The organism is Pseudomonas sp. B8(2017) (genome assembly GCF_002113575.1).
Taxonomy (GTDB): domain Bacteria; phylum Pseudomonadota; class Gammaproteobacteria; order Pseudomonadales; family Pseudomonadaceae; genus Aquipseudomonas; species Aquipseudomonas putida_Z.
Genome location: NZ_NEIO01000002.1, coordinates 313604 through 338223 on the forward strand (window position 1 = coordinate 313604; position 24620 = coordinate 338223).

The following is a 24620-nucleotide window of genomic DNA, read 5'->3' on the forward strand; positions in this document are numbered from 1 at the left end:
GATGGGTATCGACCAGAGGATCGGCCCATCCACGTGGCAAACCGTTCTTCGTGAATCGCGACAGGTGCTCGGCCTATCGCTCCACGCGCTCGAAGATAGCGGCCAAGCCCTGGCCACCGCCGATACACATGGTCTCCAGGGCATAACGCCCCTGGCGACGCTGCAACTCATGCAGCACCGAGGTCATGATGCGCATGCCCGTGGCGCCCACCGGGTGGCCCAGGGAGATGCCCGAGCCGTTTACGTTAAGTCGGTCTGGGTCGTTCCAGCCCCAGCCCTTGAGCACCGCCAGTACCTGGCAGGCAAAGGCCTCGTTGACCTCCACCAAGTCCATCTGCTCGAAGCCAAGGCCGGTGCGGGCGAACAGCTTGTTCACCGCCGGCACCGGGCCGATGCCCATGGTCGCCGGCTCGCAGCCGGCCGCCGCCCAGCTGTGCAGGTAGCCGATCGGCTCCAGGCCCAGCTCGTCCAGCTTATTCTCGGCCACCACCAGGCAGGCTGCCGCGGCATCGTTCTGCTGTGAGGCGTTGCCCGCGGTGACCGTGCCGCCCTTGCTCAGGGTGCGCAGGCCGGCCAGTTTTTCCAGCGTGGTGTCGCCACGTACGCCCTCATCGCGGGTCACCAACAGCGGCTCGCCACGTTTCTGCGGCACACTGATCGGTACGATCTCGGCATCGAAGCGCCCGGCCTCCCAGGCTGCAGCGGCGCGCTGTTGGCTGCGCGCGGCGAAGGCGTCAGAGGCTTCACGGCTGATGTCGTATTCGCGGGCCAGGTTCTCGGCGGTCTCGATCATCCCCGAGATACGGCCGAAGCGGTGCTCCGGCTGCGAGCGCTCACGGCCCCGGTCCAGGCGGTCGTGCAGAGTCACGGACCCGGCCTTGGAGCCCCAGCGCATGTCAGTGCTGTAGTACTCGATGTTGCTCATGCTCTCCACGCCACCGGCCAGCACCACGTCGGCGGCGCCGGTCTGCACCATCATCGCCGCACTGACCAGAGCCTGCAGGCCGCCGCCGCAACGGCGATCCAGTTGCATGCCCGGCACGCTCACCGGCAAGCCCGCCTCCAGAGCGATCCAGCGGCCTACGCAAGGCGTTTCGGAGCTGGCGTAGGACTGGGCGAATACCACATCGTCGATACGCTCTGGGTTCAACCGTGTCTGCGCCAGGATAGCCTTGACCACCTCAGCCCCCAGTCGCTCTACCGGTACACCACGCAAGCTACCGCCGAATGCACCCACCGGCGTACGCCGGGGTGCCACAATCGCTGCTCTTCTCATGATGGATCTCCTCAGAGTGCGGCTTGCAGTTGCGGGACCAACTCGAACAGGTCGCCCACCAGGCCATAGTCGGCCACCTGGAAGATCGGTGCTTCTTCGTCCTTGTTGATCGCCACGATCACCTTGGAATCTTTCATGCCCGCCAGGTGCTGGATGGCGCCGGAGATACCGACCGCTATGTACAACTGCGGGGCGACGATCTTGCCGGTCTGACCGACCTGCATGTCGTTAGGGGCATAACCGGCATCGACCGCGGCGCGCGAGGCGCCCACTGCTGCCCCTAGTTTGTCCGCCAGGTTGTACAGCAGACTGAAGTTGTCGCCGCTTTGCATGCCGCGGCCACCGGACACCACGATCTTGGCGCCTGTCAACTCTGGGCGATCCGACTTGGCCAGTTGCTCGCCCACGAATCGGGACCGGCCTTGCTGGAATGTGGCGTCAATCACTTCGATGATTGCGTTGCCGCCTTCGGCTGACACTGGGTCGAAGCCGGTGGCGCGTACGCTGATCACCTTGACTGCAGCAGAGGACTGCACGGTGGCGATGGCGTTGCCAGCATAAATTGGCCGCTTGAAAGTATCCGGACTGACCACCTCGATGATCTCGGAGATCTGGTCCACATCGAGCAAGGCAGCAACCCGTGGCAGGTAGTTCTTGCCATTGGTGGTGGCCGGCGCCAGCACATGGCTGAAGCCTTTACCCAGCGACGCCACCAACGGCGCCACATTCTCTGCCAGCAGATTTGCATAGGCCGTGTTATCGGCGACCAACACTTTGGTGACCCCATCGATGCGCGCCGCCGTCTGAGCGACTTGGTCGACCTGTTGACCCGCCACCAGAACGGCAATGCTGTCGTCGATTTTCCGGGCTGCGGCCACGGTGTTCAATGTAGCGGCGCTCAAGACGCCATTGCTGTGTTCAGCGATTACCAGGACAGCCATCAGATCACCTTCGCTTCGTTCTTCAGTTTTTCGATCAATTCGGCCACGGTTTTCACCTTGATACCGGCGCTGCGCACTGCGGGGGCCTCGACTTTCAGAGTTTTGATCGTCGAAGTCGTAGCGACGCCGAGTGCCGATGGAGTCAGCGTCTCGAGGGGTTTCTTCTTGGCTTTCATGATGTTCGGCAGCGATGCATAACGCGGCTCGTTAAGGCGCAGGTCGGTGGTGACGATCGCTGGCAGGCTGAGCTCAAGGGATTGCAAACCGCCGTCGATTTCACGCGTGACATTCAGCTTGTCACCCACCACTTCGACCTTGGAGGCGAAGGTGCCTTGGGCATAACCGCTCAGCGCGGCCAGCATCTGGCCAGTCTGGTTGTTGTCGCTATCGATGGCCTGCTTGCCAAGGATCACCAACCGCGGCTGTTCCTTGTCGACCACAGCCTTGAGGGCCTTGGCGATCGTCAGCGAGCTCAAATCATCGGCCGCCTCTACCAGAATGGCGCGATCGGCGCCAAGAGCCAGGGCGGTGCGCAGTTGTTCCTGAGCCGCGTTCGACCCTACTGTCACCACCACCACTTCTGTTGCAATGCCCTGTTCCTTCAGCCTTACCGCCTCTTCCACAGCAATTTCGCAGAAGGGGTTCAGGGCCATTTTCACGCTGGCCAGTTCAACGCCGGACTGGTCTGCCTTGACGCGGACCTTGACGTTGAAATCGACCACGCGCTTGACTGCAACGAGGACTTTCATGCTTGGGATTCTCCAACAGGGCTGGAACGGGAAAGGATTCGACGGGCGCGTTCGATCAGAGGGCGATCAACCATCGCACCGTCGACTTGAACGGCGCCGCCATTTTCGACGGCCTCAAGCACTCGACATGCCCAGTCGATTGCCTGGGCATTCGGTTGAAAGGCTTCCAGAATCGGTGCTACTTGCCGGGGGTGGATTGCCAACTTGCCGCCAAAACCCAAGTCGGCAGCGATCTGAGCTTCTTGGTGAACTAACGCTGGATCGTCAAAACCAGTAGTGACTCCATCAATCGGCGAAGGCAAACCAGCAAGGCAAGATCTCAGTAGCAATGCACCACGGAAATACGCCAATGCTTCACGGCTTGGCTGGCAACCCAGATCGAGGGCCAGATCTAGTGAACCGAAGGCCGCTTGCACAACGCCAGGCTCAAGCATCAGCCAAGTCAGGTGTTCATAGGCTGCGGCAGTTTCTACAAGCGCAATTACCGGCACCTGACGACCAAACAACGCATGCACCAGACGGATATCTGCTGGGGTTTCAGCCTTGGCCAACATCAGTGCATCGAAATGTGTGTCGCGAAGCGCTGCCACGTCGGCCTTAAAATGTGCGCTGGCTGTTGCGTTGATCCGGATGATGACCGGTACATTGTCAATGCCATGGTTGGCTACAGCCTCTCGAGCCTGTTCTCGGAACTGTGGCGCGACGGCATCTTCCAGGTCCAGGATCACTGCATCAGCGCCGCTGTAAGCTGCCTTTGCAAAACGTTCAGGACGGTCGCCCGGGACGAACAATGGGGCTATCGGGGCTCTGTATTCACTCAACATGATGCGCTTGCCTCCATATTCAGGTTGCCATCAGCATCTTGGGTCCAGGCCTGCAGGCTATCGCCCTCCTCTTTCCAGGACACCGCCGCACGGAATACCTTCCCGGCGATCAGCGGTACCTGCCCGCGATAGGCAAAGCGGGCAGGTACCCGGCCTGCGTGCCGGGCTGCCAGGTTGAACAACAGGCTGGCCTGCAATGGCCCGTGCACCACCAAGCCCTGATAGCCCTCCACTTCGGTGGCGTAGGGCAAGTCGTAATGGATGCGGTGGGCATTGAAAGTCAGTGCCGAGTAGCGCATCAGCAAAGTCGGCGGGGTCTCGACCCAGTGCTCCAGTTCGCCCACGCGCTCCGGTCCGCCCGCATGCGTGGCACCCGGCTCGGCCGGCGCACGGTAGACGATGTCCTGCCGCTCGCGGATGGCCAGCACGCCTTCGCAGGACAATTCATGCTCGACGGTGACGAAGCACAGTTTGCCGCTGCGGCCCTCCTTGAAACGGATGTCGCGAATGGTCGACAGCCGCTGGATCGGCTTACCGATTGGCAATGGCGCCAAGGTTTCCACCTCGCCACCGGCCCACATGCGCCGTGGCAGCAATACAGGGGGCAGGAAGCCACCACGGCGTGGATGACCATCTTCACCCAGCTCCGCCATGCTCGCTGTTGCCGGGCTCGGCGCCAGGCACCAGTGCAAGCCTGGCGGCGCAGCGCCCTCTGACTCCCACAAGTGCGGTGCGAACGTGGCCTGATAGGCGTCGAACATCTGCGGCGTGATGATCGCCTCGCAGCGCTCCTGACGCCCCAGCCAGTCCTGGAGTTGGCCCAGATCGTTATCGCTCATGATCATGGCCTCAATAGGAACGCGGCATGCCCAGCAAGTGCTCGGCGACGTAGCTGAGAATAAGGTTGGTAGAGATCGGCGCCACCTGATAGAGGCGGGTTTCGCGGAACTTGCGCTCCACGTCGTATTCGTTGGCGAAACCAAAACCACCATGGGTTTGCAGGCAGGCGTTGGCGGCTTCCCAGCTGGCCTTGGCCGCCAGGTACTTGGCCATGTTGGCGGCGGCGCCGGCATTGCGGCCGCTGTCATACTCTTCGCAGGCACGCCAACGCATCAGGTCGGCCGCCTCGATTTCGATATGGGCCTCCGCAATCGGGAACTGCACGCCCTGGTTTTGCCCGATAGGGCGACCGAACACCACACGGTCGCGAGCATACTGGCTGGCCTTCTCGACGAACCAGCGACCGTCACCGATGCATTCGGCGGCGATCAACGTGCGCTCGGCATTCAAGCCGTCGAGGATGTAGCGGAAGCCCTTGCCCTCTTCGCCAATCAGGCTACTGGCAGGTATCTCCAGGTTGTCGAAAAACAGCTCGTTGGTTTCATGATTGACCAGGTTGGCAATGGGCTGCACGGTCAAGCCATTGCCAATGGCCTCACGCAGGTCGACCAAGAAGATCGACATGCCATCGACCTTCTTCTTGACCTCCGCCAACGGCGTGGTGCGGGCCAGCAAGATCATCAGGTCCGAATGCTGCACCCGGGAGATCCACACCTTCTGCCCATTGATGACGTACTTGTCGCCCTGCCGCACAGCGGTGGTCTTGATCTTGGTGGTGTCGGTACCGGTGGTTGGCTCGGTCACGCCCATCGATTGCAAACGCAGTTCGCCGCTGGCCAGCTTGGGCAGGTAATAGCGCTTCTGCTCCTCGCTGCCGTTACGCAGCAGGGTGAACATGTTGTACATCTGGCCATGGATGGTGCCGGAGTTGCCACCGCAGTGGTTGACCTCCTCCAGAATTACTGAGGCTTCGGCCAGGCCCAGGCCCGAGCCGCCGTATTCCTCCGGGATCATCGCGGACAACCAGCCCGCCTCGGTCATGGCCTTGACGAACGCCTCCGGGAAACCTTTTTCCTCGTCGATCTTGCGCCAGTATTCGGTTGGGTATTCCGCGCACAGGGCACGAACACCCTCTCGAATGTCCTGATAGCGCTCTTGGGCGTGTGTGGCATTCATAAAACTCGACCTCATGAAATTCGTTAAACCGGATCCCAGCAGAACACGTCAGCGCTGACCTGCAGCGGTGTGAAAGCGCCTGACAATGCCGGCATGCCGTGCTCGGCGATGGCCTGGGCGGACCAGCCTTCCCCCTGCTGCACCGAGCGCACCGGGCGGTTCTGGCTCATCAGGAAGATTTCGTTGCGACGTACGGTGAACACCTGGCCGTTCACGTCCTTGGCCTGGTCCGACAGCAGGTACACCGCCAGCGGGGCGTTCTTTTCCGGGGTCATCTGCTTCAGGCGCTCGACCCGGGCCTTTTCTTCCGGGGTGCTGTCGGGGATCGCGCTGGTCATCCGGCTCCAGGCGAATGGCGCCAGGCAATTGGAGCGCACGTTGAAACGCTGCATGTCCAGGGCGATGGACTTGCTCAGCGCCACCATCCCCAGCTTGGCCGCCGAATAGTTGGCCTGGCCGACGTTGCCGATCAGCGCCGAGGTGCTGACCATGTGCACGAAGGCACCGCTATTCTGTGCACGGAAGCGTTCGGCGGCAGCACGGCTGACGTAGAAGCTGCCGTTCAGGTGCACGTTGATCACCGACTGCCAGTCCTCCACGCTCATCTTGTGGAAGATCACGTCACGAATGATCCCGGCGTTGTTCACCACGCCATCGATGCGGCCGAAGCTGTCCATAGCGCAGGTGATGATGTTCTGCGCGCCGCTCCAGTCGGCGACGCTGTCGGTGTTGATCACTGCGCGGCCACCGAAGCCTTCGATCAGTTTCAGCGTTTCTTGGGCCGGGGTGGACGAGCCGCCCTCACCGCCCAGCGACACGCCCACGTCATTGATCACCACCGAGGCGCCGGCACGTGCCATCTCCACGGCGATGGCGCGGCCAATGCCGCCACCGGCACCAGTGACTACCACTACTTTGTTGTCGAGCATGTCGTTCTCTCCGTCGTTCGGTTACAGGCCGAGCATCGCCTTGGCCAGGATGTTGCGCTGGATCTCCGAGCTGCCGCCGTAGATGGTCGCGGGACGCGCCTGAAGGAACAGGCCGGTAGGATTGAGGTTGCCGTTGCCTTCGATTGGCTCCAGGTACGCCGCGTACTCGCCGCTGATCTCCAGCATGTAGTCGGTGATGCGCTGGAACAGCTCGGTCTGGTGCACCTTGAGCAACGACACGTCGGCACCCAGGTTCTCGCCTCGGCGCAGGCGCTCGGCGAAGGTCTCGAACAGCAGCTTGTGGTCGTCCAGGTCCAGGCGCAGGCGGGTCAGGCGGTCGCGGAAACCCGGCTCGTCGTGAAGGCCCAGGTGCTCACCGAGGACTTCCAGGCGGGTCAAGGCATTGGCCGACTGCTTTGGCGAGCCGAGGAAGATCCGCTCGAAGCCCAGCAGCGCCTTGGCCATGGTCCAGCCGGCGTTCATTTCGCCGACCAGGTTGGCCTTGGGCACGCGCACGTCGTCGAAAAACACCTCGCACAACTCGTCGTGCAGGTCGAGGTTGAGAATGGGCCGTACGGTCACACCGGGGCTGTCCATCGGCACCAGCACGAAACTGATGCCCTCTTGTTTCTTGGCCGCTTTGTCGGTGCGTACCAACATGAAGATCCAGTCGGCGTCGGTGGCCAGCGTGGTCCAGATCTTTTGGCCGTTGATCACCCACTCGTCACCGTCCAGGACTGCCTCGGTACGCAGGCTGGCGAGGTCGGAGCCGGCGTTCGGCTCGCTGTAGCCCTGGCACCAGATGTGCTCGCCGCTGAGGATGCGCGGCAGGAAATACTGCTGCTGTTCGGGCGAGCCGTAGCGGATCAGCAGCGGGCCGAGCAGCATGATGCCGTGGTCCGGGGTACGGGCCACGCCGTGGTTCTCGAACTCCTCGGTGTAGATCAGTTGCTTGGCCGCCGACAGGCCCATGCCGCCGAACTCGCGAGGCCAGCCCGGGCACAGCCAGCCATGTGTGGAGAGGGTCATGTACCAGTCCTTGACCTCCTCCCAGTGCAAGCGCTTGGGCAGGTCGCGCAGTTCTTCCGGGAAATGCGCGTGCAAGAACCCGCGGACCGTCTGGCGAAATGCGTCGTCGCTCAGGGCGTTGAAATCGGGCAGTTGTGGTTGTTCATTCATGGTCGTGTCCTCAAGCGCTGGCCAGGCGTGGCATGCAGGCGTCGTAACGGCGACGGTGCTGGTCGGATGAGCCATACAGGTTGGCCAGGGTCATGGCCTTGCGCAGGTACAGGCCGACGTCGCACTCGTCGGTGTAACCAATGGCGCCATGCAGCTGCACCGCCTGGCGGGTGACCAGCAAGGCGGCGTCGGCGGCACGGGCCTTGGCTCGGGAAACGGCCGCACGACGTTGGGTGGCGGGCGCGCCGGCATCGCACGTCGCTGCCGCCGCTTCCAGGCTGGCGCGCCACAAAGCCAGTTGCAGCTTGAGGTCCACGGCGCGGTGCTGCAGGGCCTGGAAGTTGCCGATGGTCTGGCCGAACTGCTTGCGGGTGCGCAGGTAGTCCAAGGTCAGAGTGAACGCCTGTTCGGCAGCGCCCAGCAGGTAGGCGGCGGTGCCCAGGGCGGCTTCGTCGAGGGCGTCGGACAAGGCCTGGGCCTGCAGGGGCAGGGTTTCAGCGGGGGCGTTGTTCAGGTGCAGGTGGCCGAAATGGCCGCCGTCCTGGGTGGTGATGATCTCCAACTCCACACCGGGCGCCTTGGCGTCCACCAGGGCCAGGCCATCGGGGGTGCTGACCAGGAAGCCGTCGGCACCAGCGGCCATGGGAATGCACAGCTTGCGCCCCCGGACCTTGCCGTTGTGCAGGCGGGTGCCGCCTTCGGTGGCCTCCAGGTTGTCGACCTGCTCTTGCAAGGCCGGCAGCAGCAGGCGCTCGCCGCTCAGCTGCGCAGCCCGTTGCTCGCCATCGAGCAGGCGCGCCGCCAGCACCGCCGGCACGAAGGGCTCGGGCAGCAAGGCGGCGCCGAACACTTCCAGCAAGGCGCAGTACTCGGCCATGCCCAGGCCAATACCGCCCTGGGCCTCGGGTAACGACAGGCCCAGCCAGCCGTTATCGGCCATCTCGCGCCATACCGCACCGTCGAACCCCGGCACCTGGTAGCGCAGGCCGCGCACCCGAGCCAGCTCACTGGCCGGGGCGAACGCCACTGCGCTGTCGCGGATCATGCGGATGTTTTCCAAACGTTCTTCAGACGAATGCATCTCGGTCTCCTGATAGCCTGGTAATGAATTCAGTTCTGAGTGGAGGTCGGGGCAAATGTCGCCAGGCCGTTGCTCACCACCAGGGCGTCACGTTCCAGGACACGCGCACGGAAGGAGCCGTCGCGCCAGATCTCGCTGCGAATGGTTTCCCCCGGCAGCACCGGTGCGGAAAAACGCAGCGCCATGCTGCGCAGGGCGCCGGCGTCATAGTCGCCAAGGGTCTTGAGTAGGGCGTGGCAGACCACGCCAAAGGTGCACAGACCGTGTAGGATCGGCCGGCTGAAGCCCGCCGCACGGGCCACGGCCGGGTCTGCGTGCAACGGGTTGTCGTCACCATTGATTCGGTAGTAAAGGGCCTGCTCCGGGCGGGTGGGCAGGTCCACGCAGAAGTCGGGCTCGGTGTCCGGCACCTGGTGGCTGCCACACAGTGGCGTGCTGTCACCACCAAAGCCTCCGCCACCACGCAGAAAGGTCGTGCTCAACGTGCTCGCCAGCAACTGCCCACTCTGCGCGTTACGCACTTCTTTTTGCGTGTAGAGCAAGGCTCCCTGTCCCGCCCCCTTATCAGCCACGCCAAGGATCCTGGTCGCGCCGATCACTTCCCCTTCCACAGGAAGCGGGGCATGCAGGGTAATTTCCTGCTCGCCATGCACCACACACTTCGGGTCCACCCCCGAGCGCGGGTCGCCCAGCCAGAAGCCAGGGTGCCCGAGTACCAGTGCCATCGAAGGCATGGCGTGCAGGTCGCGACGGAAGTCGACATAGCCCAACTGCCGCTCGTCCAACGGGTCGCAACCCATCCCGACGGACAGTGCATAGAACGCCGTCTGTTGTCGGGTCAGGGTTTGGCGGACCACAGGGATCGGATAATCAAGCAGCTTTTCAATCTCGATGGGCATGGTGCCATCCCCTTGTTCTTGTTGCTGTTCATGACTTGAGGGGATGTTTCAGCAAGCGAACTTCCAATTCAATTTACGAATTCGAAAGTGCCTCCTCGGTGAAACCGCATTGCAATTCATCGATCGTCAGGGACACGCATAGCCCGCTGTTGACCTGGCATCGGCATTGATTCTGTTCAACGAATCGGAAGTGCCACTTGGCGTTTCATAAATTGAATTCCCGTATTACCTGCCGAATCATTCAACTCAATAAGCCGTGCCTGGGCATGCCTGGGTGGATATCGAATCGCTACATCGCTACAGAGAGGTCGAGCAGTGGAACGGGAATCAATGGAGTTCGATGTCGTCATCGTCGGAGCCGGCCCATCGGGCCTGGCCGCGGCTTGCCGACTGAAGCAGAAGGCGTTGGAAACGGGCCAGCAGATCAGTGTCTGCGTGGTCGAGAAAGGCTCGGAAGTCGGCGCCCATATCCTGTCCGGTGCCATCTTCGAGCCCCGTGCATTGAACGAGCTTTTCCCGGATTGGCAAGCGCTCGGCGCCCCGTTGATCACACCGGTGAAACGCGACGATATCTACTTTCTCCGGGACGCTGAACGGGCCAGCAGAGTCCCTGGTTTCTTCGTTCCTCGTACCATGCACAACGAAGGCAACTTCATCATTTCGCTGGGTAACCTGTGCCGCTGGCTGGCACAACAGGCTGAAGCCTTGGGTGTGGAAATCTACCCTGGGTTCTCCGCTCAAGAAGCGCTGCTCGATGAAGATGGCCGGGTTTGCGGGATCGTCACAGGCGATCTGGGCGTGGACCGTGAAGGCCAACCCAAGGCAGGCTATTACACACCTGGCATGGAGCTGCGCGGCAAATACACGCTGTTCGCGGAGGGTTGCCGCGGGCATATCGGCAAGCAACTGATCAAGCGCTTCGACCTCGACAGTGAGGCCGATGCGCAGCACTACGGCCTTGGCATCAAGGAAATCTGGGACATCGACCCGGCGCGACACGAGCCTGGCCTGGTGGTGCACACCGCAGGCTGGCCGCTGAATGACGAGAACCCCGGCGGCTCGTTCCTCTACCACCTGGAAAACAACCAGGTGGTGGTCGGACTGATCGTCGACCTGTCCTACAGCAACCCGCACCTGTCACCGTTTGACGAGTTCCAGCGCTACAAGCACCACCCGGTGATCAGCCAGTACCTGGAAGGCGGCAAGCGGGTCAGTTATGGAGCCCGGGCAATCTGCAAGGGCGGTCTGAACGCATTGCCCAAGATGGTGTTCCCCGGCGGCGCGCTGATCGGCTGTGACCTGGGTACCTTGAACTTCGCCAAGATCAAGGGCAGCCATACCGCGATGAAGTCGGGCATGCTTGCGGCAGAGGCCGTCGTGCAAGCACTACAGGCAGGACGTAGCGGAGACGAACTTTTCGAGTATGTCGAAGGGTTCAAGGCCAGTTGGCTGCATGACGAATTACTGCGCAGTCGTAACTTCGGCGCCGCCCTTCACAAGTTTGGGGCGATCGCAGGCGGCGCCTTCAATTTCATCGACCAGAATCTTTTCGGCGGCAAACTCCCGTTCACCCTTCGCGATACCCGCCCTGACCACAGCTGCCTCAAGCCGGCCAGCGAGGCACCGCGGATCGAGTATCCAAAACCGGATGGCAAGCTGAGTTTCGACAAGCTCTCCTCGGTGTTTCTTTCCAGCACCAACCACGAGGAAGACCAGCCGGTTCACCTCAGGCTTGCCGACCCGAACCTGCCTATCAGCAACAACCTGCCCCTTTTCGATGAGCCTGCACAGCGCTATTGCCCTGCGGGCGTCTATGAAATAGTCACGGCCGAAGGTGGCGACAAACGCCTGCAGATCAATGCGCAGAACTGCCTGCACTGCAAAACCTGCGATATCAAGGACCCCGCCCAGAACATCACCTGGGTCGCCCCAGAAGGCACCGGCGGCCCCAACTATCCCAACATGTAACCTTTTCCCGACAGGACGCACACCATGAAAACACTCGCAGCCCTCCTCGCAGCCATGGCACTAGTAGGTTGCTCAAGGGGATTTTTGGAATCCCACTCCACAGGTTTCACTGGCGACAGTGAAAAGACCGCACAGGCGTACGTGCAGTGCCTGGAGCCCAAGTGGCAAGCACCGGCCACCTCGCTTTCGAAAACCAAGACGCCTACCGGCTACACACTGGAAGTGTCCGCTTTGCATATCGGCCCCATTGCATTGGCCGTGATCCATGAACAGACACCGGGGATCCGCGTCGAAGTCTTCTTGCCGACGGCGCAGGGCCGGGCAGAACGGTGGGAAGAAGCTGCGAGGGCGTGTTTGTAGACGAGACGGGGCAGGTCTGAACGAACGCTTAACGGTCATCGGTAACGACGTAGCCGGCTCGCGAGTGAGCCCGTCAGAAGACGCTTAGTCTAGAGGGCGAGGGTGTCAACGATAAACCGTCGCAGCACTGGGCACGGCATCTCCATATCTTGTGCTGAGCGACTAGCGGCCGCGTCAGATTGAAGAACGTTGGAAACGTCGTCAGCCAACTTCAACCGATGACCGAGTTTCTGGCTCGGGTTGTAGGTAATGGACTGTAAGTAGTGGAAAAGCGGCCCACTTGAGCTGAGTGGCGCTTGCTATATGAAGGGTTGCTTGCAGGTTCATGCTTCGCCGCTCCGACAACCTATGCGCGCGCCGCTTGTGGGCTGGTTTGACGATGCAGGGCGGGGCTGCTGGCGAGTAGCCGAGTAGATTGCTCAATTGATGGAAAAGCTGCGGGCCGGGTGTTGCGATACAAGGTTCAAATATCGTGCCCGAGGTGCAGAGGCTTAGGAGCGCCGAGGCGCTCTACCTTGCCCAGCCAGTTGCCAGCGCTCCATGCCTCAGTCGTTGTCCGCCGCCCAAAGGTTTCGACAGTTAACCTAGGCGCCATCTTCTCCCTCGCAAATACGAATGCATTTTCGCATTGAAGGCAACTGCATCCGCGTGCACTAGGCCAGCTCGGCGGTGCTGCTTAGGATTGATTCGGAAAGTAGCTGACCGACAACTGATGTCCTGATGCCAGCCCCTCCACAGATGGGGATTTGATGGTCCCCTTCTTGCTGGCAATCCCGATCAAGGCCAGCGGTTGACTGTATTGCCAATGATCAACTCACGTACGCCATTGGCATGCTCGATCTGCTCCCCCAACATAACCATGCGCTGATTGACGCCATAGTCATGAGACGCCCTCGCCTTGTCGATCAATGACAAGTCCAAGGTCACGCCGTGCCGCGACTCGCCGCGCCCAGCCTCGAACAGCGTTCGGCCATACGGATCTACCGCTAGACTAGCCCCCACGAACACACTGCCATCCTGCCCGTCACCGACCCGGTTGGCTGCCACTGCGAATACCTGGTTCTCCATCGCCCGGGCCATTACCGACACGCGATGCACATGATCCTCAGGCTCTGCCAGGCCGTCGGTGATCAACATCAACTGTGCCCCGAGGGCCTTCAATCCGCGCGCGGTTTCGGGGAACTCGCTGTCATAACAGATCAACAGTCCCAGACGCACACCGCGCCATTCAACGGTGGCAAAGCGGTCGCCCGGTACCACGATGCCGTGTTCCGGCACCCACAGGTGAGTCTTACGGTAGGTAAGCAAGATGCCTTCAGGGGCAATGAAAAGAGTCGTGTTGTAGAAGGTGCCATTGGCATTCTCATACAGGCCCAACACTACCGCTACATTGCGCTGGCGTGCCTCAACGACTACGGCCTGCACCGCGTCGCCGTCAATGGCTTCGGACAGCGAATCCACATCATCTGCGGTAAGGAATCCGGTCAGATGCGATTCGGGAAACATCAGAATATCGGTGTCCGACTCACACCGGGCCATGGCCTTGAGAATGCCTTTGAGATTGTGGGCGGTGTCGCCGTCGCGGGTTTTCGTCTGTACCACTTCGATCTTCATGGGTAGTCCATCTCGCTGCGCCCGACCCTTCCGCGGGCTAGGTGACATTCGCGAAGGGTGATGCAAGTATGAAAATAATCGCCCACAAAACAATCACTTCGACGGGTTAACCCGGGGGTAGGCATGAGCTTCAACTTGCAGGATCTTTCGTGGCACCAAGGCGTGGGCCAATGCGTCGAGCACCTGGACCGGCCGAGCTTCTGGCACACCTTGGCCACAGTGCTCGCCGACTTCGTAGAGGTGGACACCTGGGTGGCGCTGCTATTCAGCCACGACAAGCCGCAGATCTTTGCCCAAAGCCCCTACAAACACGAGGGTATCGACCCACTGGTGAGTGAATACGCCAATCGCCTGTACCTGCTTGACCCTTTCTATATCAACAGCCGTGAGCAAGCATTGACTGGCCTTGTGCGCCTAGCCGACGTTGCGCCGGAGCAGTTTCAACAGACCGACTATTACCGCTTGTACTTCACTCACAACGTGGTCGCCGACGAAGTCCAGTTCAACCTGGCACTCGGCGATGGACGCACGCTGTGCCTGTCACTGGGTGGGCGCTCACGCTTCGACACCCAGGCCATCGCTCAACTGGAGTTGGTGCGCCCCTGGCTTATCGGCCTGCTTCGCCAGCGCCTGCACTTCGAGCAGTTGCCCGAACGCACACCGGCAAAACCCGGGCCTCGCCTCGCCCAAAGGCAGGACGATGCATGCCGCAAGCTAGAGTCGGCCCTCACGGCTCGGGAACTGGATGTGGTAAGGCTGATTCTTTCGGGGCACTCCAACAAGGAGACGGCGAACAAGCTTAAGTTGTCCGCCGAGACGGTGAAGGTCCATCGGCGCAACGTCTATCGCAAGCTGAATGTGAACTCCCAAAGCGAGCTGTTCTCGCTGCTGTTCCTCGCCGGTGATGACTTGGCCAACCTGAACCCTGCGCCCCAGCCACCGCGAGCCATTACCCCGGGTTAATCATTCGTCGTTATAGAAATACTTGCCGGTCCCCGCATACTAGACCGGCAGTAGCTCACAAGCGCTCACCTGCCCCCACCACTCCCCGGCTCCTGGCCTTGGAGTTCCAATTCAGCCTCCTAGAAAAAACACAAAAGAGGATGAAGCATGGCTCATTTCGTTCAAAGCCCGGTCCGTGGCATAACCACTGCGCAGCAAGAGGTCGCCCATGCCTGATGCTACGCCCACTAAACTTTCTCTGACATCCCTGACGGCCTTCGGCCTGGCCTACATGTGCCCAAGCCTGGCCATGGTCATCTTCGGCGTCATCTCCGACCGTAGCGGCGGTATCGCCCCGAGCGCCTTCTTGCTGGCCACCGGAGCCATGCTGCTGTCGGCCCTGAGTTACGCCAAGCTGTCACGCCTGTTTCCAGTGTCCGGTTCAGCTTACTACTACGCAAAACGCCTGCTCGGCCCAGGCTGTGGCTTCGTGGTCGGCTGGGCGGTGCTGCTGGCTTATCTGTTCATGCCCATGGTCGCGTGGCTGTTACAGTCAGTGTTCCTCAATGCCCAGTTTCCACAAATCCCCACCTGGGCTTGGCTGCTGATTAACATTGGCCTGACCACGGCAGTGACCGTCAGCGGCATGGCCTTGACCGACCGCCTGAACAAACTGCTGACATCCCTGAGCGTGGCCTTGGTACTGCTGTTTATCGGTTACTGCCTGCGCTATGTAGCCGGCCTGCCTCAAATCGGCTTCACCCACGCTGCGTGGAACGATCACAGCACACTGACTGGCCTCACCGCCGCTGCCGCGATCGCGGCTTATTCATTTCTCGGCTTCGACGCCGTGACCACCTTGGCCGAGGAGGCAGAGCAGCCCAAGCGCGATATTCCCCGGGCGGTGCTGTTAGTGATCTGTCTGGGCGGGCTGTTGTTCACGGCGGTGGCTTACCTGATGCAACTGAGCCACCCCGGCGGACAGTTCGCCGACCCTGAGACAGCGACTTATGCACTGTCGCTTGAAGTCGGAGGCCAATTTTTCGCTGACTTCATCAACCTCGGCGGCATTGTCGGCGGGTTCGCCTCCTGCCTGGCGGTGCAAGTCAGCGCCAGCCGGTTGCTGTATTTCATGGGGCGCGAAGGTGTGCTACCTGCACGCTACTTCGCTCGACTGCAAGGCAAGGCGCGCACACCAGTGTTCAACCTGCTGTTGATCGCCGGGCTAGGGCTGATAGGAATCTGCGCGGATGTGAGTTCAGGCGCATCATTGATTAATTTCGGTGCTTTTCTCGCGTTCGCAGCGGTGAATACCTGTGTGATCACCTATTACCTGCGTGAACGGCACAGGCAGCGACTGAGCAGTGTAGGGTTTGTGGTGCTTCCGGTGCTGGCTATTGGGGTTAACCTCTATCTGCTGTCACTGTTGAGCACAATGGTGATATTGGCCGGGGTGGCCTGGTTGGTGTGCGGTGGGTTGTACCTCACATGGCTGACAGCGGGTTTTTGCAAACCAACACCGGGACTGGTGGAGGTTGAGTCTTGAAGTACCCGTTAGAGCACACCCACATCCGCGTAATAGCTGGCCAACCACCACGCTGATCAGCGAGTTACTTCAGTTACTACTTCATGACGATCTGGGCGACTGCCTGCGGGTGCCAGTCGCCAGTTGCTGCGCGACGGATATCTGATCGGCGTCGCAGCCAGGGGCGCCTGGCTGCCCTCCTTTCACCTCGGGTGAACGGCACTGGAAACGCGAGTCTTTCATTCGTAACTACCCCCAGGGTTACCCCTTCGATGGGATAGGAAATTGCCAGGCAAAACGCATACTGACTGCGCGTTGTGCAATAAAAACATAATGTTCTGGTGTCAGTACGCACCAATGGGGCTTCTCGAATCGGCCCTGTGCCACCAGACGCAATGATCAGCCTGGAGCCCCTTATGCTACTTTCACGCCTCATCAAATTTGGCACAGTCTCATTACTGAGTATCCAGGCTCTTGTCGCCTGGGCAGAGCCTGCCACCGTGCACTTGTACAACTGGTCGGATTTCCTTGCGCCTGAAACGGCCAATGAACTCGAAACAACCACCGGTACCCGCCTGGTTCAAGATGTCTTCGACAACGCAGAGGTGATGGAAAGCAAGCTGATGGCCGGGCGTAGCGGCTATGACGTGGTCATGGTGCCGGACGACCTCCTGCCAAACTTCGTCAAGGCAGGTGTGCTACAACCGCTGGACCGCTCGCAATTACCCAACTGGTCACACCTGGCACCCGAAGTTCTGCAAAAGCTGCAAGTGAACGACCCTGGCAATCGTTATGCCGTCCCCTATATGTGGGGTACCACAGGTATCGGTTACAACGTGGACAAGGTGTCCAAGGCCCTGGGCGTGAATGCCCCCGTGGACTCCTGGGATCTGCTCTTCAAAAAGGAAAATATCAGTAAGCTCAGCCAATGTGGCGTGGCAATGCTCGATGCACCAGTGGAAATCATCCCCATTGCCTTGCACTACCTGGGTCTTTCGCCCAACAGCAAGAACCCGGCCGATTACGACAAGGCCGAAGCGTTACTACGTGAAGTCCGGCCCTATGTTCGCTACTTCGATTCTTCGAAGTTCCCCACCGACCTGGCCAACGGCGAAATCTGCGCGGTGATTGGTTGGAGTGGTTCAGTGTACAGCGCAGTACAGACGGCCGAGCGGGCAGGAAATGGTATCAAGATCGCCTAAAACATACCGCGGGAAGGCGCACCGATATGGATGAACAATATGGTGTTGCTCAAGGACGCGCCACACCCGCAACAAGGATACGTGCTGATGAACTATATCCTGGAGCCGCAGATCACCGCCCGGAATTCCAACTATGTCGGTTACCCGAATGGCAGCAAAGACTCCAATACCCTGATCGATGCCAAATTGCGTGATAATCCGACGTTGTACCCGACCAAGGCGGTCATGGATACCTTGTACCCTTTGGAGACCTTGCCTCTGCGGCTCGAACGCGTGCGGACCCGTCTCTGGACCAAGATCAAGTCAGGCACCTAACCTGTTCAGGCAATTATCCTCAACGCCAATACCGGTGATCATCCACCACCCGCTGGTGCTCGGCAAACAACAACGGTAGTTGCTCCTTGAGGAAATCCAGCCAGGTGCGCACCTTGGCATCCAAGTAGTGGGGGCCCACTTGACGACTTTTCTTAGGGACGGGAGAGTGCTGGAAAATGCCTATACCTATTTGAAGGGCCATCCACTCAACCCCTTCAGCGAGCAAGACTTCATCGACAAGTTCCGCTTGTGCGTCCCCTACTCTGTGCTGCCATTGCCCGATGCGGTGGTGGATAGGATGACTCACGACATACTGCAACTCGAGCGTTTCGATAATGTGGTGCCTGTGCTGATCGACCCGTTGGTCCCCTAAGCACGTGCCTAGGCTTTGCGGGGGCAGGTTCCCCGCGCCCGCAGGGCCCTCGCCTAGTCAGCAGCCGTATTGGTTCGCCCAGCGCATTCGGCATCCGCGTGCCTTGGGCTGCTCCTCTTTATTCACCACTTCGCGCCACCAGCGCTCACCCGCACGCGGCGAGCGCAGGTCGACCCGCTCACCCATTCTGGGGGTAGCCACAGGAACGCCTTGCTGCCCTGCCCACTCCAGCACTTGCTCAAAGGGTTCGTACCAAGCATGCAGTGCAAGGTCGAACGTGCCGTTGTGGATCGGCAGCAACCAGCCTCCATCTAGGTCCAGGTGGGCCTGTACGGTCTGCCGAGGATGCATGTGCACATAGGGCCAGTGCTCATCGTAGGCGCCCGTTTCCATGAGCGTCACATCGAACGGCCCGAAACGCCGCCCTATTTCGGCAAAGCCATCGAAATAGCCAGTGTCGCCACTGAAGAACATCTGCAACTCCGCTGCCTGGATCACCCACGAGCACCACAGCGTGCGGTTGCCATCTCGCAGCCCCCTGCCGGAGAAATGCTGCGCGGGTGTCGCCGTCAGGCGCAAGCCACCCACCTCGATGCCTTGCCACCAGTCGAACTGATGAATCTTGGCTGCCGGCACACCCCAGGCCAGCAGCCGGTCGCCAACACCCAGCGGCGTGAGAAAGCACTCCACCTTGGGCGCCAGTGCCTTGATCGTCGCCCGGTCCAGGTGATCGTAGTGGTCGTGGGAAAGGATAACGCCTCGAATCGGTGGCAGCTCATCCAGGGACAAAGGAGGTGCATGGAACCGCTTCGGGCCCGCAAACGTGAATGGCGAGGCACGTTTGGAAAACACCGGGTCCGTCAGCCACCAGCCCTCGCCCAGCTTGAACAGGACCGTGGAATGCCCCAGGCGGAACAAGCTGGCGTGCGGCGCAGCATCGAGCTGTGCACGGGTCAACTGCAGCACCGGCACCGGCGCACGCGGCACCGTGAACGTTGGCTTGTTGAACAGCGCGTTCCAGATCGTCCTGGCGTCGGGTTCAGGCATGTCTGCAGGGCGCGGTGACAGATTGTGAAAGCGCCCCTCGCGAGATTGGGGAGAGTCGCCGTATTCGAGAATCGGTGTGCGCATCAGTGAAGGGCGTTTCAAGTTGCAGACCTCGTGCGGGCGCAGTGGTTGAGCAGACAGTATAAAAACGGTCACTCAAACGGGTTTGCCCAATTCAACGAGCTGCATGCCTGATCCTGCTGCCCACTATCGCACTCGTTTCATTTGTGCAAGAAGCTCGTGGAATCGGGCAAGGAAAGCCATGGCCGGCTTCGTAGCATGCAGTTGTCCAACTGCCTCGGAAAACGCGCCATGAACTCCCCTGTACATTTCGACTGCATTGCCGGCTGCGGCGCTTGCTGCAAGGGACGCTTCGTACCCCTGACCCTCGCGGAAACCGAAGCCTGGCTGGCCCGTGGCGATGATGTGGTCGTGCTCCTGGAGGCATTTTCCACCCTGGGTGCCAACGAGCAATCTCCAGAATACCGGCATAACCACGCTCGCTCAGCGGCGGCGCGCTCCGGTTCGGCGGACATTCAGGTCATTGCGGTGTTCGCGGCGGCCAATCTGCAGGGCTGCCCCAACCAACTCGCCGATACCCGATGCGGGATCTACACCGAGCGACCACTGGTATGCCGAATCTATCCGATGGAGGTCAATCCGTTCATCGTACTGAACCCGGCAACCAAGGAGTGCCCGACAACGGCATGGTCACAGATGGATGGGGAGCCCTTGATCGCTTCGGATGGGCTGCCACCACCCGCCTTGCTTCAGTTGATCGACGCCTCGCGGCAGGCCGACCGCGAAGATGCGCTGGCCAAGGTCAATATCTGCCGCCACCTTGGTTTCACCACCACGGCCTGGAAAGGCAATGGATTCACGGTGTTCTTTCCAACCAACGAACAGCTGCGCCTAGCGATAGCCCACCAGAGCAGCTCGCAGGCGCCAGACACCCAGTGGGATGTGCGCGCCCATGGCGAGGCACTGCATTTGGAGCTTGCCCAACTGGGCATTCAGCTGGCGAGTGAAGCGCCGGATCAGGTTTTCATTCCACTGGCCAGTTAACGATCATGCCCGCCCGTTACCACTCAGACGATCCGCAGCACTTCGCTCAGTGCAGCGCGGCTGGTGCGGAAGCTGTTCACGGGGTGCTCGCTATCGGCGTAGCCGAAAGAGATGCCGCAGACCATGGGACAATCCTCGGCTGTCCCAAAGTAGTCACGAATGAACCGGGCATGCCGTGCCAATGCCGCTTGTGGCGCGGTGGCCACACCGTGGGCCTGGGCTGCAAGCAGGAAGGCGCTGATGAAGCCACCACAATCCACCGCCGCGTATGGACCCAACTCGGCCCGTGTGGTCAGGATGGCCACGTGCGGTACGGCATATCAACCGCTGCATGGATGCACTGCCTGAAGGCGCTACAGCCGAGGATTGTTTCAAGGCTGCATTGATGGGGCAGTTGCTCGGTGGCGCGTTCAACTACGTGGACCAGAACTGGTTCGGCGGCAAGCTGCCGTTCACCCTGCACGACACCAAGCCAGACTACGCCTGCCTGAAGCTGGCGGCCGACTCGCAGAAAATCGAGTACCCGAAACCGGACGGCAAGCTCAGCTTCGACAAGCTCAGCTCGGTACGGGTATCGAGCGAGCCTCCCCACTGGTCGTTTAGTTGGTTCAAGGCCGGCGACAAGAAGTTCTGAATCAGAAAGCCGTGTGCTCCATGCAAATCCACACCATCGAAACCTGCCTCTATGGCGCGCCGGGTAGTTTGGGCAAACGCCTCTACCAAACCGAGGATCTGCGCTTGCGTCAGCGCCCGCGGTGTTACATCACCGCTGTTGAACGGCCCCGCGGGCGCCCTGACAGCACTGGCACTGACGATTTCGCCATCTGGCGCTTGTTCCGCTATGGCCTTGCTGCCCGGGTGGAAGATTTGCAGCACTGCGGGCGCCCCGCCACTTTTCGCGGCCTGGGCAAGGCGCCGCAAGCTAGGCAAAAAATGATCGTCCCATGCGGCGAACTCATTATCGAAGCCGATGCCCTCGACGCTCACATGGGTGCAGCCAGTGATTACCAGGCCCACGCCTTGCACGCGGCGGCGATAGTAAGCCAGTTCCTGTTCGGAGGTGCTCGCGTCGGGATTGGCGGACCAAGTGGTCATGGGTGCCATGGCCAGGCGATTGTCGACGCTCAGGCCATTGGCGAAATGCAGAGGACGAAAGACGCCGGGGTAGTTCGGTTTCATGGTGCGTTCCAGAAAGAGTTGGCGTGGCGGTGCCAGCAAATGACAACGGGGGACTTCAGTTCAGGCGCAATCGACGGATGTCGCGCTGGGGCGGTTCGCCGAACAGCCGGGCATACTCACGGCTGAACTGCGATGCACTTTCATAGCCGACCCGCGCGGCAGTCACGCTTGCATCCAGGTTCTGCGTGAGCATCAATTGGCGGGCCTCCTGCAGGCGTAATTGCTTCTGGTACTGCAGCGGGCTCAAGCCGGTTATCGTGCGAAAGTGCTGGCGGAAAGTCGAAGCGCTCATGTGGCAACTGGCGGCCAGTTGCTCGATCTTCAGCGGTTCGGCGAAATGGCGCTTCAGCCAGTTGATGGCACCGGCGATCTGCTGGCTGGGCGCACCCTGGTTGATCAGGTGGCGCAGCTGGGCACCATGGGGGCCGGTCAGCAGACGGTAAGCGATCTCACGCTGAATCAATGGCGCCAGGTAGGGAAACAGCACAGGGTCCGACAGCAACTGCACCAGGCGCAGCACTGCATCCAGCAGCCCATCGGTCAATGGCTCCACCGCCATCGAGCAGAAGCCACAATCGCGGGTGGGTGACGGCAGACGCAGTTCGGTAGCCAGTTGCAGGATGTCCTGGGGGGCCAGGTGCAACATCAGGCCGAGGAACGGCTCTGCGTGGCTGCCTTGGACCACAGTGGATACCACCGGCAGATCGACGGCCGTCAGCAACGATTGCCCCGGCCCGAAATGCAGGACCTGGTCACCCAACACCACCTGCTTCTCGCCCTGGGCAGTAATCCCCAGCCCCAGGCCATAGATACAGTGCATCGGCTGGGTCACCGCGCGGCGCCGGTGCAAGGTCAGGCCGGGGATGGCCGTCTCGTAGTCGCCGTCGGATGGCGCGATGCGGGCAATTGCCGCGGCCAGGGCGCGACTGTTAGTAACAGACGGCCGCGAGGGTTCGAAAGGCGCGTTCATGGGCTACCTCGGTAAACGTTGGCAGGTCAGTGGGTGGGGGTTGGCGTCGCGTTCGCGGGCAACCAGTCCTGATCGATGCGTCGCAACATCTGTTCGCGAGTGAGCTGCCGAGTCATGCGCCCGCGTAGCACCGAACGGTGCTCGAAACTGCTGGCGCCTTGTGCCATGACGCGATCACGAAACGCCGCGATGTACTCGGGGGCGAAATGACTGTTGTAAGTGTTGAATAGCACCACACGACGTTGTAGGCGTTGATCGTTCATCGTGGTTTGCTCCTCTGGCGGTAACTGCCAGACGTTGAAAATGTTGAAGCCAGTATAAGGACGAAGGTCAAGCCGACTTTGCCTATTCCAACGGTAGACTTGCTCGATCTGTTTGAATTTTTGGCAAGCTATCCCTTCAAAATCCAGGCTTGTCTAGGATGCTTTGAAGTCGTGCTAAAGGCGGGGATGAAAAATTTTGCCTAAATCGGCAGATTCGGCTTGAGCGGGCCAGTGCATGACACACTGGCCCACCAGCACTGTTACAGATGTTTGCGCAAGAAGGAGACCGCCTGAGCCATAGCCAGCGCCACGGGCTCCGGTTTGTCGTACAGGTCGTAATGCGACCAGCCTTCAGCGACATAAATCTGCTTATCGGAAGACGCGGCCCGCCCATAGATTTCCCAACCATCGCGGTAGGCCCCGAAACCGCCTGGCTTGTCACCAATGACCACCAGCAATGGCTGGGTCAACAGCGATTCGGCATGCAGGAAAGCATCCCAACCAAACGCTGCGCTGTTGAACGAGAACAGACCGCTGGTGGCGCCATTGGGCTGTTGCCCACGTGCAGTCTTGTAGTACTCGGTCGCCTCGAGCACATCGATATCGGTAATCCCGGCTGAACGACCCTCCTCCACTGATCCTGGGAGGTAGTTGATCACGTGCCGAGCGCCACCTTGAGCTTCGGCGGTGCGTTGAGCGGCCATGGCCTGTAGCGCTGCTACCGGCTGGAAATTACTGAAGCCCTCACGAATCAGGCGGCCGAAGTTGACCCCGGTGATCGATACCAGCGCTTTGATGCGGTGGTCAGTTATGGCGGCATGCACCGTGTAAGCGCCACCGCCACAGATACCAAGGGCGCCAATGCGCGCCGGATCGACGTAGGGCAACGTCACCAGGTAGTCGATGGCATAGCGGATGTCGGACACGCGAATCGACGGATCTTCCATGAAGCGAGGCTCGCCGCCGCTGGCACCCTGGAAGCTGGCATCGAAGACGATGACCACGAAGCCCTCTCGTGCCAGGCCAGCGCCGTAGACGTTACCGGCGGTCTGTTCCTTGCAGCTTCCGATTGGATGGGTACTGACAATCGCGGGGTATTGCTTGGAGGGATCGAAGCCTGGCGGCAGGTACAGATCCGCTGCAGTTTGCCAGCCCAGGTTCTGGTAATTGACGTGCTTGACAGTGATATCGCTCATGGGATTCTCCAATTAGGTCGTATACACAGGGGGCAGTGGGTTATATGAACGCCGGCTTGTCGCCGTCACTGCCGGGTTTGTTGACGCCAACGTTGTCACGCGACAGCCAACTGGGCGTCTCGATTATCCGAACGATCAGTGCCGCAACACTCTTGCGGGAAACCTCGGTGCCCTGGAAAGGGTCATGTCGGCCAGTGGTCTCGTAATCCACTTCATCGTGGTCGCTGAGCCAGGCTGCACGTAGAATGGTGTAGTCCAGGTCGCTGGCCTCGATCAGATCGGCCGATCGCCGGTATGGGGGAAGGTATTGGCCGATTTCACGGCGGTTCCACTCGCCGAACTTGCCGGGAATCTCGTCATAAATGCCCAGTGAGTTGACGAAGATAAGGCGGCTGGGGCCTGCCGCGTGCATGGCGGCAATGATGCGGTCGGTCTGTTCATCGATATCACCCGCCAGGTTGGCGTAGACGATATCCTGCCCAACCATGGCGCGAACCAGGGCGCGTGAGTCCAGCGCGTCACCTTCAATGACGGAAGCATTGGCCGCAACAGGGTCTTGCAGTTTGCTGGCGTCACGCACATAGAGGGTTAGTTTTACGTCCTCACGCCCGGCCAGCATGGCCACGACCCAGCGCGCAATCTGCCCGGAGGCACCGATTACCAGTACGTTTTTCATCTGTCGATCCTGAAATCTTCATGGGGTAGAT

23 protein-coding genes and 4 pseudogenes are annotated in these 24620 nt (G+C 60.6%); 8 read left to right on the forward strand and 19 right to left on the reverse strand.

The genetic code is table 11. From position 1 onward, the window contains the following. Nucleotides 1-73: 73 nt before the first annotated feature. From CAG22_RS04820 to CAG22_RS04865, 10 genes are read right to left on the reverse strand one after another with little or no spacing between them, the layout of a single operon-like run. Nucleotides 74-1276, reverse strand: coding sequence for an acetyl-CoA C-acetyltransferase (locus CAG22_RS04820; protein WP_085704725.1), 1203 nt, complete (start codon nucleotides 1274-1276; stop codon nucleotides 74-76). A gap of 11 nt (nucleotides 1277-1287) precedes the next feature. Beyond that, a complete protein-coding gene (locus CAG22_RS04825; RefSeq protein WP_085704727.1) occupies nucleotides 1288-2217 on the reverse strand; it encodes an electron transfer flavoprotein subunit alpha/FixB family protein in 930 nt (309 codons plus the stop codon). Further along, nucleotides 2217-2966 carry an electron transfer flavoprotein subunit beta/FixA family protein gene (locus CAG22_RS04830; RefSeq protein WP_085704729.1) on the reverse strand — a complete coding sequence of 250 codons (750 nt, stop codon included), beginning with the start codon at nucleotides 2964-2966 and terminating at the stop codon, nucleotides 2217-2219. The genes CAG22_RS04825 and CAG22_RS04830 overlap by 1 nt, the downstream gene beginning before the upstream one ends. Next, nucleotides 2963-3790 (reverse strand): CoA ester lyase, encoded by an 828-nt coding sequence (locus CAG22_RS04835; RefSeq protein ID WP_256582409.1) that lies wholly within the window; start codon nucleotides 3788-3790, stop codon nucleotides 2963-2965. The genes CAG22_RS04830 and CAG22_RS04835 overlap by 4 nt, the downstream gene beginning before the upstream one ends. Beyond that, nucleotides 3784-4629 (reverse strand): MaoC family dehydratase N-terminal domain-containing protein, encoded by an 846-nt coding sequence (locus tag CAG22_RS04840; RefSeq protein ID WP_085704925.1) that lies wholly within the window; start codon nucleotides 4627-4629, stop codon nucleotides 3784-3786. Before CAG22_RS04840 ends, CAG22_RS04835 begins: the two co-directional genes overlap by 7 nt. Nucleotides 4630-4639: 10 nt before the next feature. Next, on the reverse strand, nucleotides 4640-5806 hold the full coding sequence (locus CAG22_RS04845; protein WP_025339159.1) for an acyl-CoA dehydrogenase family protein: 1167 nt from the start codon (nucleotides 5804-5806) through the stop codon (nucleotides 4640-4642). Nucleotides 5807-5829: 23 nt separating this feature from the next. After that, complete coding sequence (locus CAG22_RS04850) at nucleotides 5830-6735, reverse strand: SDR family oxidoreductase (protein WP_085704733.1); 906 nt, start codon at nucleotides 6733-6735, stop codon at nucleotides 5830-5832. A gap of 21 nt (nucleotides 6736-6756) precedes the next feature. Next, a complete protein-coding gene (locus CAG22_RS04855) occupies nucleotides 6757-7896 on the reverse strand; it encodes an acyl-CoA dehydrogenase family protein (protein ID WP_085704927.1) in 1140 nt (379 codons plus the stop codon). Between the two features lie 28 nt (nucleotides 7897-7924). Continuing rightward, a complete protein-coding gene (locus CAG22_RS04860) occupies nucleotides 7925-8995 on the reverse strand; it encodes an acyl-CoA dehydrogenase family protein (protein ID WP_025339162.1) in 1071 nt (356 codons plus the stop codon). A 29-nt stretch (nucleotides 8996-9024) separates the two neighbouring features. Next, nucleotides 9025-9894, reverse strand: coding sequence for a MaoC family dehydratase (locus CAG22_RS04865; protein WP_085704735.1), 870 nt, complete (start codon nucleotides 9892-9894; stop codon nucleotides 9025-9027). A 315-nt stretch (nucleotides 9895-10209) separates the two neighbouring features. Here CAG22_RS04865 and CAG22_RS04870 point away from each other — a divergent pair, with 315 nt between their 5' ends. Both CAG22_RS04870 and CAG22_RS04875 read left to right on the forward strand, forming a co-directional pair. Next, on the forward strand, nucleotides 10210-11862 hold the full coding sequence (locus CAG22_RS04870; RefSeq protein ID WP_085704737.1) for an electron transfer flavoprotein-ubiquinone oxidoreductase: 1653 nt from the start codon (nucleotides 10210-10212) through the stop codon (nucleotides 11860-11862). A 24-nt stretch (nucleotides 11863-11886) separates the two neighbouring features. Beyond that, complete coding sequence (locus tag CAG22_RS04875; protein WP_085589755.1) at nucleotides 11887-12222, forward strand: hypothetical protein; 336 nt, start codon at nucleotides 11887-11889, stop codon at nucleotides 12220-12222. A 777-nt stretch (nucleotides 12223-12999) separates the two neighbouring features. Here CAG22_RS04875 and CAG22_RS04880 read toward each other — a convergent pair. Continuing rightward, complete coding sequence (locus tag CAG22_RS04880; RefSeq protein ID WP_085704739.1) at nucleotides 13000-13836, reverse strand: carbon-nitrogen hydrolase family protein; 837 nt, start codon at nucleotides 13834-13836, stop codon at nucleotides 13000-13002. 123 nt (nucleotides 13837-13959) lie between these two features. Between CAG22_RS04880 and CAG22_RS04885 the strand changes: the two genes are divergently transcribed. The 3 genes and pseudogenes from CAG22_RS04885 to CAG22_RS04895 all read left to right on the forward strand — a co-directional run bounded on the left by CAG22_RS04885 (nucleotide 13960) and on the right by CAG22_RS04895 (nucleotide 17820). Continuing rightward, nucleotides 13960-14799 carry a helix-turn-helix transcriptional regulator gene (locus CAG22_RS04885; protein WP_085589759.1) on the forward strand — a complete coding sequence of 280 codons (840 nt, stop codon included), beginning with the start codon at nucleotides 13960-13962 and terminating at the stop codon, nucleotides 14797-14799. Nucleotides 14800-15007: 208 nt separating this feature from the next. Further along, nucleotides 15008-16324, forward strand: a complete 1317-nt coding sequence (locus CAG22_RS04890) for an APC family permease (RefSeq protein WP_085589761.1) — start codon at nucleotides 15008-15010, stop codon at nucleotides 16322-16324. Between the two features lie 395 nt (nucleotides 16325-16719). Beyond that, nucleotides 16720-17820: pseudogene (locus CAG22_RS04895) on the forward strand (polyamine ABC transporter substrate-binding protein). Between the two features lie 19 nt (nucleotides 17821-17839). On the opposite strand, the pseudogene CAG22_RS27180 reads toward CAG22_RS04895, so the two are convergent. Next, nucleotides 17840-17950, reverse strand: a pseudogene (locus tag CAG22_RS27180) (LysR family transcriptional regulator); the annotation flags it as partial. A gap of 36 nt (nucleotides 17951-17986) precedes the next feature. Here CAG22_RS27180 and CAG22_RS04900 point away from each other — a divergent pair. Next, complete coding sequence (locus tag CAG22_RS04900) at nucleotides 17987-18193, forward strand: MmgE/PrpD family protein (RefSeq protein ID WP_139833407.1); 207 nt, start codon at nucleotides 17987-17989, stop codon at nucleotides 18191-18193. 57 nt (nucleotides 18194-18250) lie between these two features. On the opposite strand, the gene CAG22_RS04905 is transcribed toward CAG22_RS04900, so the two are convergent. Continuing rightward, nucleotides 18251-19324, reverse strand: a complete 1074-nt coding sequence (locus CAG22_RS04905; protein WP_170929273.1) for an MBL fold metallo-hydrolase — start codon at nucleotides 19322-19324, stop codon at nucleotides 18251-18253. Between the two features lie 195 nt (nucleotides 19325-19519). Here CAG22_RS04905 and CAG22_RS04910 point away from each other — a divergent pair, with 195 nt between their 5' ends. Continuing rightward, on the forward strand, nucleotides 19520-20305 hold the full coding sequence (locus CAG22_RS04910; RefSeq protein WP_085589767.1) for a YkgJ family cysteine cluster protein: 786 nt from the start codon (nucleotides 19520-19522) through the stop codon (nucleotides 20303-20305). Nucleotides 20306-20328: 23 nt separating this feature from the next. Here the strand turns inward: CAG22_RS04910 and CAG22_RS04915 are convergent, their stop codons facing one another. Further along, nucleotides 20329-20610, reverse strand: a complete 282-nt coding sequence (locus tag CAG22_RS04915; protein ID WP_085589769.1) for a nitroreductase family protein — start codon at nucleotides 20608-20610, stop codon at nucleotides 20329-20331. 83 nt (nucleotides 20611-20693) lie between these two features. Here CAG22_RS04915 and CAG22_RS28705 point away from each other — a divergent pair. Beyond that, nucleotides 20694-20882, forward strand: a pseudogene (locus CAG22_RS28705) (electron transfer flavoprotein-ubiquinone oxidoreductase); the annotation flags it as partial. A gap of 44 nt (nucleotides 20883-20926) precedes the next feature. Here the strand turns inward: CAG22_RS28705 and CAG22_RS04920 are convergent. From CAG22_RS04920 to CAG22_RS04940, 5 genes and pseudogenes are all read right to left on the reverse strand, one after another. Continuing rightward, nucleotides 20927-21484, reverse strand: a pseudogene (locus CAG22_RS04920) (hypothetical protein); the annotation flags it as partial. A 55-nt stretch (nucleotides 21485-21539) separates the two neighbouring features. Beyond that, complete coding sequence (locus CAG22_RS04925; protein ID WP_085589773.1) at nucleotides 21540-22454, reverse strand: AraC family transcriptional regulator; 915 nt, start codon at nucleotides 22452-22454, stop codon at nucleotides 21540-21542. A 26-nt stretch (nucleotides 22455-22480) separates the two neighbouring features. Next, nucleotides 22481-22717 carry a hypothetical protein gene (locus CAG22_RS04930; RefSeq protein WP_085589775.1) on the reverse strand — a complete coding sequence of 79 codons (237 nt, stop codon included), beginning with the start codon at nucleotides 22715-22717 and terminating at the stop codon, nucleotides 22481-22483. A 260-nt stretch (nucleotides 22718-22977) separates the two neighbouring features. Beyond that, nucleotides 22978-23913, reverse strand: coding sequence for an alpha/beta hydrolase (locus tag CAG22_RS04935; RefSeq protein ID WP_085692634.1), 936 nt, complete (start codon nucleotides 23911-23913; stop codon nucleotides 22978-22980). Between the two features lie 40 nt (nucleotides 23914-23953). Next, a complete protein-coding gene (locus CAG22_RS04940; RefSeq protein WP_085692635.1) occupies nucleotides 23954-24589 on the reverse strand; it encodes an SDR family oxidoreductase in 636 nt (211 codons plus the stop codon). Nucleotides 24590-24620 lie beyond the last annotated feature (31 nt).